This window comes from Frankia tisae (genome assembly GCF_025403405.1).
Lineage (GTDB): Bacteria > Actinomycetota > Actinomycetes > Frankiales > Frankiaceae > Frankia > Frankia tisai.
Genome location: NZ_JANEZT010000229.1, coordinates 1 through 10,964, shown reverse-complemented (window position 1 = coordinate 10,964; position 10,964 = coordinate 1). Strand labels below are relative to the sequence as shown.

The window sequence follows — 10,964 nt, the reverse complement described above, 5'->3', positions numbered from 1 at the left end:
GTCCGGACGCCGTCGGTGCCGGCGTGCAGCCGCGATCGGACCTCGAACGCACAATCGCCGCCGCGTGGTGCGAGGTGCTCGGGATCGGACAGGTCGGGGTGCGGGACAACTTCTTCGACATCGGCGGCAACTCGGTGGCCGCGACCCGGCTGCACAGCCTCCTCGAGGGGCGGCTACCCCACCCCCCGACCATGGTCGACCTGTTCCGGGCGCCCTCGGTGCGGGCCCTGGCCGGCCTGCTCACCCCGCCGCCGGCCGCGGGCACACCCGCGGGCGCGCCTGCCGGCCCGGGCGGCCCGGAGGCGGCCGGTTCCGACCCGCCGGCGCCGTCGGGCGCGGAGCGAGGGCGCCGGCGTGCCCAGCGCCGCCTCGCCGCCCGTGGACCGAGCCAACCCTGACCCGAGGCGACTCCGACCCGCGCCAACCCTGACCCGAGTCAACCCACCCGCCACCCGCGCGCCCCAGGCGCATCGCCGGAGAAAGGAGCCCCGATGACGCCGAACCAGACGACGGCGACGGAGGTTCACCCGAGCTCCACCGTCCAGGACCGGCCGCCGACGTCCCTGTCCCTGGGCCGGACCCAGTCCGGCGCACCGCCGGACCAGGCTCGGCCTGGCGGCCTGACCGAGCAGGTCGAGGCGGCCGTCGCGGGCCGGGAGGCGCACGCGCTGGTCCGGGCCTTCGCCGCCAACCCGGCGTTCCGCGCGGCCGAGTGGGAGGAGCTGACCACCGAGGACAACCCCTACCGGCGGCCGGTGCGGCCCGACGACCTCGCCTGGCTGGACTACGCCACCCCGCTGCGGTCGGACACGGTGCTGCGGCTGTCCGGCCTGCTCGGGCACCGCATGCTGCGCAACATCTACGACGCGGACCTGCTGTACCTGCCCCCGGGGCGCAGCGCGGCGGCCGAGCGCGACGCCGCCGCCTTCTACAGCCCGGCGAACCGACTGCGCGGCGCGCTGGCCCGTCCCGTACTCGAACACCACCTGTTCGCATTCCTGGCGGATGACCGCGACCCCGCCCCAGGCCCGGGCCCGGAACCAGGCGGCGGGCTGCCGACGCTGCGCCGGGAGCTGCACGGGTACTGGGAGCAGCGCCGCGACCATCCGGGCGAGGCGTTCAGGGTGCTGGGCGGCACCCGCGATCGACGCGAGGCGACGACCTTCGCGCTGCTGCAGCTCTCGGCGTTCCTGCCGGCGGCGCGGACCGCGGTGGCGCGGGCGGCCCTCGGCGAGTACAAGCTGGCCCATCCCGACGCCCGCGGGCTGCTGCTGGCCACCTACCAGCGATGGGTCGGCGACGCGGCCGGCTGGACGGCGCTGCTCGCCGCGGCCGGCCTGCAGCCGACCGTCGGCGCCTACTGGCAGCTCTACCTGAACACCTCCCTGGCCCGAGGCAACCACCTGCATCTGCTCTCCCGCGCCCCCGAGCGCCATGCCGAGCTGCTCGGCGCGTACGTCCACCAGCACATCGACGACGCCGGCACCGCCGCGGCCTGGGCCGGTGCCGTCGAGGACGGTCTCGGCGCGCGGCCGGCGCCGTTCGTCAGCTCGCTGGCACCGACGACGCCCGGCGAGCTGGACCGGCTGGTCGACGCCCTGCTCACCCCCCTGCTGGCGCTCGCCGGCGACGCGGCGCTGACGGCGTTCCGGGCCGGGTTCGCCGACGCCCGCCGCCTGCGCGCGCTGTGGGACTGCGACCTCGCCGCCCAGCTGGCCTGGGCGGATGCGATCGAGGAGCACAAGGCGAGGGCCCGGACCATCGACGCCTACCTCACCGCCGAGGGCATCGAGGTCGACCTGGACACCTTCGTCGAGTCGAGCGAGGAGACGTCGACGACGCATGTCCACGACGAACACCGGCTGGTGATGATCGAGTCCGGGCAGATGCACTTCTGGAACAACGTCACCCACAAGATCTCGCTGAGCGACGGCGACAAGATCCTCATCCCGCAGTCGCGGCTGCACGGCTCGACCGTGCTCTCCGGCTCGTGCACCTACCACCAGCCGATCATTCCGAACGACCTGCTCCAGGAGATCGAATCCCATTGACCACGTCACCGTCACCGCTGTCGGTGCACGCACCGGCCGGGCCGGCGCCGGACACGCCCGGCCGCGCGCCGGCGGTCCTCGTCGAGGGCCTGCGCAAGACCTACGGCGAGCTCATCGCGCTCGACGGGCTGGACCTGACCGTCGCCCCCGGCGAGGTCCTCGGCCTGCTCGGCCCCAACGGCGCCGGCAAGACGACCTGCGTCGACATCCTGTCGACGCTGGTACCGCCGACGTCCGGCCGGGTCGTCGTCGCGGGTCACGACCTCGCCGCCGATCCGGCCGGGGTGCGCCGCTCGATCGCGCTGACCGGGCAGTTCGCCGCGCTCGACGACCAGCTCACCGGGCGGGAGAACCTGGTGCTGTTCGCCCGTCTGCTCGGGCTGCGCCGGGGGCGGGCGCGGGAACGGGCCGACGAGCTGCTTGCCGAGTTCGACCTCGTCGAGGCGGCCCGGCGCCGGGTCTCCACCTACTCCGGTGGGATGCGCCGGCGCCTCGACATCGCCGCGAGCCTGGTCGGCGAGCCCCGCGTGCTGTTCCTCGACGAGCCGACCACCGGCCTGGACCCGCGCAGCCGGGCGGCGCTGTGGGCGTCGGTGCGGGCCCTGCGCGCCCGGGACATCGCGGTGCTGCTGACCACCCAGTACCTGGAGGAGGCCGACGTGCTCGCCGACCGGGTCCTGGTGATCGACCATGGCCGGGCGGTGGCGCAGGGCACAGCCGACGAGCTCAAGGCCCGGGTCGGGCAGACGGTCTGCGAGGTCGTGCCGGCGGATCCGGCGATGCTGGCGCGGGCGGCCGCGGCGCTGGCCGAGCTGTCCCCTGCCGGCGTCGCCGCCCCGGCCGACGGCGCCGACCGGCTGGCGCTGCCGGCCCCGGACGGGGTGGGCACCCTGGCCCGGGCCCTGTGCCTGCTCGGCGACGCCGGCGTCGAACTCGCCGACATCGCCCTGCGCCGTCCCTCGCTCGACGACGTCTTCCTCGCCCTCACCGGACGCCCGGCCGACACCACCCCGGCCGACACCGATGCGGCGGCCGGCCGGTGAGCGCGCCGCCGCCGGCTGCCGCCGGCCTGCTGCGGCAGAGCTGGGTGCTGGCCGGGCGCGACGTCGCCCTGCTGCGCCGCGACTCGGCCGAGCTGTCCGGGGCGGTCCTGTCGCCGATCGTGTTCTTCGTCGGTTTCTACGTGCCGCTGCGCCGGGTGATGGCGGACCTCGGCGTCGACTACGCCCAGCACCTGCTGCCGGTGATCGTGCTGCAGGCGATGCTGTTCACCGCGATCAGCTCGGCCGAGGGGCTGGCCGCCGACATCGACGCGGGGATGTACCGGCGGGTGCGCTCCATGCCGGTGGCCCGCCTGGCGCCGGTTCTGGGCCGTCTGGCCGCGGACCTGATCCGGGCGGTGCTCGCCGTCGTGGTGGCGGTGGTGATCGGGTACGCGTTCGGGTTCCGCTTTCACGACGGGCTCGGTCCGGCCCTCGTCTTCGCCGCGCTGGCGTTGCTGTTCGCGCTGGTCATGGCGCTGGGAGCGGACGCGATCGCGGTGCGGACCGGTTCGAAGGAGTCGGTGGCCCAGACGCTGACGGTGCCTCAGCTGCTGCTGGTGATGATCTCGACGGGATTCGTCCCGCTCTCCGGCTTCCCGTCATGGCTGCGCGGCATCGCCCGCCAGCAGCCGGTGTCGCGCTTCGCGGACGCGATGCGGGCGCTGGCCACCGGCGCCCCCAGCCTGCAGCCGACGGTGATCGCCCTGCTGTGGGCGGCCGGGCTGGCCGTGGCGTTCGGCGCGCTGCTGCTGCGCGGTCTCGCCGGCCGGGCCCCGGGGACGCGGCCGTGACCGCCGTCCTCGGTACCGACGCCATCCCCCGCACCGACACCGTCTCCACCGGTGGGGAACGCCGGCCCGCCTCGGCGCTGCGGTGCGGTCTGCTGCAGGCCGAGCGGCTGCTGCGGCGCTGGTCGCGCGAACCGCTGGTGCTGGCCCAGACGCTGGTGTTCCCCGGGTTCCTGCTGCTGGTGTTCCGCACGGTGCTCGGCGACTCGATCACCGCGGCGACCGGGCAGGGCAGCATCTACGGGACCGTGCCATTGACGGTCCTGGCCGGCACGGTCTTCGGTGGGGTGGGGACCGGGGTGTCGCTGGTGGCCGAGCGGGACAGCGGCCTGCTCGCCCGGTTCCAGGTGATGCCGGTGCACCGGGCCGGAGCGCTGACGGGCCGGCTGCTCGCGGAGGTAGTCCGGGCGCTGGCCGCCGCGGTGGCGCTCGCCCTGACCGGGCTGGCCGTGGGGCTGCGTTTCCACCAGGGCCCGCTGGCGGCGGTCGGGTTCCTGCTGGTGCCGTGCGTGCTCGCCGTCGGATTCGCCGCTTTGATCACCGCGGTCGCCGTGCGCGTGAAGGATGCGGCGTCGCTCGGTGTGCTGAGCCTGCTCGCCTTGCTGATGCTGTTCTTCAACGCCGGTTTCGTGCCGGCGGCCGAATATCCGGGCTGGTCTCAACCGGTGGTGCGGGCGGTCCCGTTCAGCTGCGCGACCGAGGCGATGCGGGGGCTGGCCGACTCCGGCGCCGTGCTGGTGCCGTTCCTGCAGTGCCTGGCCTGGGGCGCCGGTCTCGTCGCGGTGTTCGGGCCGGCGGCGGTGCGGGGTTACCGGGTCGCCGCCGCCCGGCGCGGCTGACGGGCTCCTCGATCGCGCGGGAAATACCCGGTGGCCTCCCCTTCATCCCATCAAGATCATAGGTTAACCTAACCTTCATTCCGCTGGGCGATCGGTTCGATCCCCAGAGAAAGCGAGGGGTCGCGGTGGATCATCCACCACAGCGGGCAACCGTGCCGTGGGGGGTTCGACGCATCCACGAGCACGTGCTGCGGTGCCCGTCCGCGCCGGCGGTCGTCGACGCGCCCGACCGGCAGCCCACGACCTACGGCCAGCTCTGGGAGCAGGCTGTGCGCACCGCGGCCGCCCTGCGCGCGGCGGGCACCGCGCCCGGCGACCTCGTGGCGCTGGCGGCGACCCGCGGGACGCCGTTCGTCGCCGCCGCCCTCGGTTGCTGGCTCGCCCAGGCGGCCTACCTGCCGCTGGACACGGCCTACCCGGTCGCCCGGCTGCGACAGATCACCGACGACTCCCGGCCCGTGGTGCTGCTCAGCGACGCCGCGCACGAGGGTTTCGGCGCTGACCTCGGTGTCGGCGAGCTCGGCCCCGCCGAGCTGGCCCGCCCGACCCGCCGACACCTGACCCGGCACGCGCCGGCCGGCCCCGGTCCGGCCGCGGCGACCGCGCCGCCCGCGACGGACCCGCACTCCCCAGCCACCGTCATCTACACCTCGGGAACGACCGGGCGGCCAAAGGGCGTCGAGGTCGCCCACGACAGCCTCAACGCCTTCGTCCGCTGGTGGCTGCGTGCCTTCCAGCTCAGCGCGGACGACCGTCATCTGCACACCCTCGGGCTGGCCTTCGACGCAGCCGCCGCCGAGATCTGGACGACCCTGGCTGCCGGAGCGACGCTGCAGGCCTGCCCGGACGACATCCGCATGGTCCCCGGCCGGATCGCCGAGGCGCTGCGCCGGTGGGAGTCGACGATCACGGACCTGTCGACCCCGCTCGCCGAGCAGCTACTCGCCGGCCGCCACGAGCTGCCGCGGCTGCGCTACCTACTGACCGGCGGCGCAGAGCTGCGGCTGCCGGTCGCCGCGCCGGCCCAGCCACGGCTGGTCAACCTCTACGGCCCGACCGAGACGACGGTCGTCGCGACCTTCCACCACGTGCGCGACGGCGCCGCGGGCGACCGGCCCCCGATCGGCCGGGCGATCGCCGGCACCCTGCTGGCGGTCCTGGCCGACGACGGCAGCCCCGTTGCCGGGGCCGAGGCCGGTGAGCTCTACATCGGCGGTGCCGGCGTGGCACTCGGCTACCGCCACGATCCGGAGCTCACCGCCACCCGGTTCGTGACCCGGCCGGGCGAGCCCGGCCGCTGGTACCGCACCGGCGACCTGGTCCACGCCGAGGACGGCATGCTGCACTACCACGGCCGCCGCGACGCCGAGCAGCTCAAGGTCCGCGGCATCCGTGTCGAGGCGCCGGACGTCGAGGGCGCGCTGATGACCGTGCCCGGCATCGAGGCGGCGGCCGTCACCGTCGTCGGTCACGGAGCCGACGCCGACCTGGTCGCGCTCGCCGTCGCCGGGCCCGGCCACCGCGACCTGGGCCGCATCCGCGCGGCCCTGTCGCAACGCCTGCCGGCCGGCGTCATCCCCAGCCGCTACCGCTTCGTCGACGCCCTGCCGCTGACCGCCAACGGCAAACTCGACCGTCCCGCCGTCGCCGTCCTGGCCGGCCGGGACGACCCGGCATCGGCTGGCGCACCCGCCCCACCCGCGCTCGCGAACGCCGGGCTGTGGGCCGATCCGATCGCCGAATGGTGAGCACCTTCCCGTCCCACCGACACACCCTGAACAGGTAAAGAAAGGCGTGCCCCCCGTGACAAGAACGGGCTACAACCACCTCGCGCGACGGCTGTCCACGCGCATCTGTCTGAGCGCCGCCGTAGCGGCCGGCGCCCTGGGGCTCGTTGCCTGCGGCAGCTCGGGATCCACCGCGGCGCCCGCGGCCGGCACCGCGGCCACGACCGGCACGACCGGCACGTTCCCGGTCACCATCACCTCCAAGCTGGGCACGGCCACCGTCAAGAAGGCCCCGACCCGCGTCGTCACCCTCGGCCTCGCCGAGACCGAGGCGGCGCTCGCGCTCGGCGTCACCCCGGTGGGCATTCCCAAGTCGCCGTTCAACGCCGACGGCCTCTACCCCTGGCTGACCGGCAAAGTCGACACCGCGAAGACCACGCTGCTGCCCCAGGGGGCGGACGCCACCTTCAACGTCGAACAGATCGCCGCGCTGCGACCCGACGTCATCCTGGCCGGCACCGACTTCACCATTGACAAGTCCTACTCGAGCCTGAGCCGGATCGCGCCGACCGTCGCCTACGACAAGGGCCTGCTCCAGGACAGCTGGCAGGACGTCACCCGCACCACCGGTAAGGTGCTGGGCCGGTCGGGCGAGGCCCTGGTCACGAAGACGCAGGACGCGATCACCGCGGTGAAGGACGCGAACGCGGGCGCCCAGGGCAAGACCTACGCCTTCGCGCTCGGCAGCACCGGGCCGGGACTCGCCGTCACCGTTTCGCCGACGGACTTCTCGACGAAGCTGTTCAACCAGATCGGCCTGACCCTGTCCCCGACCGCGGCCAAACTGCCCGTCGACCCCAGCTCCGGGGCGGCCCTGCTCAGCTTCGAACAGCTCGGCCAGCTCTCCGACGCCGACCTGCTGCTGACGACCTACCTGGTGCCCACCGCCCAGGCCACCGTCGAGGCACTCGGGGCGTACAAGGCCCTGCCCGCGGTGAAGGCCGGGCACGCCACCGCCCTGCCGCCGGCCACCGCCACCGCGCTGCGCAACCCCGGCCCGCTGGGCATCGTGTGGTCGCTGGAGCAGCTCAAGCCGGCCCTGGCCGGGTTCGCGCGATGACGGGCGGCGGCCAGCAGGACCTCGCCGACGACAACGCCATCGCTGTCACCGGCGCCGCCGGTCGGTTCCCCCGCGCCGCCGACCTCGACACCTTCTGGCGCAACCTGTGCGCCGGGGTGGAGTCCACCACCGAGTTCACCGACGACGACCTGCTGCGCAGCGGCGTGCCGGCCGAGGCTCTGACCGAGCCCCGGCTGGTGCGTCGCCGCCCCGTGCTCGACGACGTCGACCTGTTCGACGCGCAGTTCTTCGGCTACACCCCCCGCGAGGCCGAGACGATCGACCCGCAGCAGCGGATCTTCCTGGAATGCGCGTGGGAGGCGCTGGAGTCCGCCGGCCACGACACCCGGCGCATCGACGGCGCCGTCGGCGTGTTCGGCGGCGGCGGCCCGGACCTGTACTACCTGTCCAACATCCTGCCCAACGAGTCGTTCCTTGCCCGGATCGGGCATTTCGGCGCGATGCTCGGCAACGAGAAGGACTTCTTCGCCCTGAGGGTGTCCTACAAGCTCGACCTGCACGGGCCGAGCATCAGCGTGCTGACCGGCTGCTCGTCGTCGCTGGTGTCGGTGCACCTGGCGGTGCAGAGCCTGCTGTCCGGCGAGTCCGACTTCGCCCTCGCCGGCGGTGCGACGATCTTCCTGCCGCAGCGCGCCGGCTACCTGCACTCCTCCGGCGGGGTGAACTCGCCGGACGGGCGGTGCCGGGCGTTCGACGCCGCCGCCGACGGAACCGTGCCGGGCGACGCCGCCGCCGTCGTCGTGCTGCGCCGGCTCGCCGACGCCCTCGCCGACGGCGACCCGATCCTCGGCGTCATCCGGGGCAGCGCGGTGAACAACGACGGCGCCGACAAGGTCGGGTTCACCGCGCCGAGCGTCACCGGCCAGGCCGACGTCATCGCCGAAGCGCTGGCCGTGGCGGGCGTCGACCCGCAGACGGTCGGCTACGTCGAGACCCACGGCACCGGCACGCCGCTCGGCGACGCCATCGAGATCGCCGCCCTGACCCAGGCTTTCGACACCGACCGGCGGCAGTTCTGCCGGATCGGCACCCTCAAGCCCAACATCGGCCACACCGACACCGCCTCCGGCGTCGCCGGCCTGATCAAGATCTTGCTCGCGTTCCGGCACGAGACGCTGCCGCCCAGCCTCAACTGCGCCGAACCGAACCCGCAGATCGGCTTCGCCGCGACGCCGTTCCGGGTCAACACGGAGCTGAGCCCGTGGCCGGCGGACGGCCCACCGCGCCGCGCCGGCGTGAGCTCGTTCGCCGTCGGCGGCACCAACGCCCACGTCGTCGTCGAGGAGCCGCCGCGCCACCCGGCCGCACCACCCGCGGGCCGGCCCGCGGTGCTGCTGCTGGTGTCCGGGCGCACCCCGGCGGCCCTCGACGACGCCCGCGCCCGCCTCGCCGCCCACCTCGACGACACCAGCCCCGACGCCGCGGAACTCGCCGACATCGCCTGGACAACCCAGGTCGGCCGGGCCGAGTTCGACCACCGCCTGGCGGTCACCGCCGGCGACGCGGCCACCGCGAGCCTGGCCCTGCGCGCCGGGGGCGCACCCCGGCCCGGTTCCGCGACCGCAGCCGGATCCGCGGCTGCGGTCGGCGGCGCGACGGCCTGGCGGGGCAGCCCCGGCACCGACCGCGCCGGGGTGGCCTTCCTGTTCCCCGGCCAGGGCAGCCAGTACCCGGGGATGGCCGGCGGCCTGTACGAGACGGAGGCGGTGTTCCGCGCAACCGTCGACGACTGCGCCCACCAACTGGCCCCGATCCTCGGCCTGGACCTGCGCGGGGTGCTGCACCCCGATCTGCACCCCGACCTCGGTGCCGGGGCGCAGGCGCTGCTGGCGCGCACCGAACTCACCCAGCCGGCGCTGTTCGTCGTCGAGTACGCCCTCGCCCGCCAGCTCGCCGCCTGGGGCATCCGGCCCACCGCGACGTTCGGCCACAGCCTGGGCGAGTTCGTCAGTGCCACCCTGGCCGGCGTGTTCGACCTGGACACGGCGTTGCGGCTGGTGGCTGCCCGGGGCCGGCTCATCGCCGCCCTACCCGGCGGGGCGATGGCCGCCGTGGCACTGTCCGAGGCCGAGGTGACCCCCTGGCTCGATGGCACCCCGGTGAACCTGGCCGCGGTGAACAGCGCCGCGCAGACGGTCCTGTCCGGGCCGCAGCCCGCGTTGGGCGAGCTGACGGCCCGGCTGCGTGCCGCGGGGATCGCCAGCACCCCGTTACGGACCTCGCACGCGTTCCATTCGGCGATGATGGATCCGGCCGTCGCCCCGTTCGTCGCCGAGGTGCGTGCCGCGGCGCCGCAGGCCCCCCACACCCCGTTCGTCTCCGGGGTCACCGGTACCTGGATCACCGCCGAGCAGGCCACCGACCCCGCCTACTGGGGACGTCAGCTACGCGAGCCCGTGCGGTTCACCGCGGGGATCGCCACGCTGCGCGCGACGCCGGACCTCGTCCTCGCCGAGGTCGGCCCGGGCGCGGCACTGGCCCGCGCCGCCGACGCCCTGCCCACCGAGCCCGCCCTGGCGCCGGCATCCGGGGACGCGGCAGCATCCGGGGGCACGGCGCGGGAGGCCGTGCTGGTCAGCCTCGGGCCGGCCCGGGACGCCCGGTCCGGCGGAGCCGACCTGCTGGGCCTGCTGGGCCGGCTGTGGCTGCGCGGCGTCCGGCCCGACTGGGCGGCCGTGCACGCCGACGCGCCCCGGCGGCGGACCCGCATCCCGACCTACCCGTTCCAACATTCCCGGCACTGGGTGGAACCGCCCGGCGGCCCCCGGTCCCTCGGCACCGGCACCGCTCCGGCCGGCACCGCCGCGGGCACCCGGGCCGTGCCGGTGGACCCGCCTGTTCCCCACCGGTCCGGCGCATCCCCCGGGTCCGACCCGCACGGCGGATCCGACCCGCACGCAGGCCTCACCCCGCACGGCGGGTTCGACGCGGCCAGCGGCGCCGATGAGTACGACACGGACGACGCGACGCCCATCGAGGCGGAACTGCGCCGCGGCTGGCGGGACGTGATGGGGCTGACCGCCGTCGGCCGGCACGACAACTTCTTCGACCTCGGCGGCCACTCGCTGCTCGCCGCGCAGATCGTCACCCGGATCGAGGCCGCCTACCCGATCAGGATCTCCGTCGCCGAGATCCTCGGTGGGGTCCCGACAGTGGCGGGCATGGCCGAGACCGTGGAACGGCTGCTCTACGAACGGCTCGACACGATGAGCGACGAGGAGGCCGAGCGGCTGCTGGCGTCCATGGCGGACCCGGCAGGCCGCACTCCGCCCTACCCGGATCCGGACCCGTACGCGCAGCCCGCCGATCCGGCCGTCGTCTCTGGACAGGAGCAGGGCTGACCATGAGTGGCGCCGCGTCCCCGCAGACCCCCAC

8 protein-coding genes are annotated in these 10,964 nt (G+C 74.8%); all 8 read left to right on the top strand.

Features of this window, described 5'->3' with window-relative positions:
* A partial coding sequence (locus NBZ85_RS20290; RefSeq protein WP_261562413.1) for a phosphopantetheine-binding protein occupies nucleotides 1-398 on the top strand: 398 nt, incomplete at its 5' end.
* A gap of 93 nt (nucleotides 399-491) precedes the next feature.
* On the top strand, nucleotides 492-2,051 hold the full coding sequence (locus NBZ85_RS20285) for a cupin domain-containing protein (protein WP_261562412.1): 1,560 nt from the start codon (nucleotides 492-494) through the stop codon (nucleotides 2,049-2,051).
* Nucleotides 2,048-3,094 (top strand): ATP-binding cassette domain-containing protein, encoded by a 1,047-nt coding sequence (locus NBZ85_RS20280; protein WP_308205033.1) that lies wholly within the window; start codon nucleotides 2,048-2,050, stop codon nucleotides 3,092-3,094. The genes NBZ85_RS20285 and NBZ85_RS20280 overlap by 4 nt, the downstream gene beginning before the upstream one ends.
* Nucleotides 3,091-3,885, top strand: coding sequence for an ABC transporter permease (locus tag NBZ85_RS20275; RefSeq protein ID WP_261558459.1), 795 nt, complete (start codon nucleotides 3,091-3,093; stop codon nucleotides 3,883-3,885). Before NBZ85_RS20280 ends, NBZ85_RS20275 begins: the two co-directional genes overlap by 4 nt.
* A complete protein-coding gene (locus tag NBZ85_RS20270) occupies nucleotides 3,882-4,721 on the top strand; it encodes an ABC transporter permease (protein WP_261558467.1) in 840 nt (279 codons plus the stop codon). Before NBZ85_RS20275 ends, NBZ85_RS20270 begins: the two co-directional genes overlap by 4 nt.
* 125 nt (nucleotides 4,722-4,846) lie before the next feature.
* The gene (locus tag NBZ85_RS20265; protein WP_261558469.1) at nucleotides 4,847-6,469 is read left to right on the top strand and encodes an amino acid adenylation domain-containing protein; all 1,623 of its coding nucleotides are present in this window, start codon (nucleotides 4,847-4,849) and stop codon (nucleotides 6,467-6,469) included.
* Between the two features lie 55 nt (nucleotides 6,470-6,524).
* Nucleotides 6,525-7,568 carry an ABC transporter substrate-binding protein gene (locus NBZ85_RS20260; protein WP_261558471.1) on the top strand — a complete coding sequence of 348 codons (1,044 nt, stop codon included), beginning with the start codon at nucleotides 6,525-6,527 and terminating at the stop codon, nucleotides 7,566-7,568.
* Nucleotides 7,565-10,930, top strand: a complete 3,366-nt coding sequence (locus tag NBZ85_RS20255; protein ID WP_261558473.1) for a type I polyketide synthase — start codon at nucleotides 7,565-7,567, stop codon at nucleotides 10,928-10,930. Before NBZ85_RS20260 ends, NBZ85_RS20255 begins: the two co-directional genes overlap by 4 nt.
* Nucleotides 10,931-10,964: the final 34 nt, after the last annotated feature.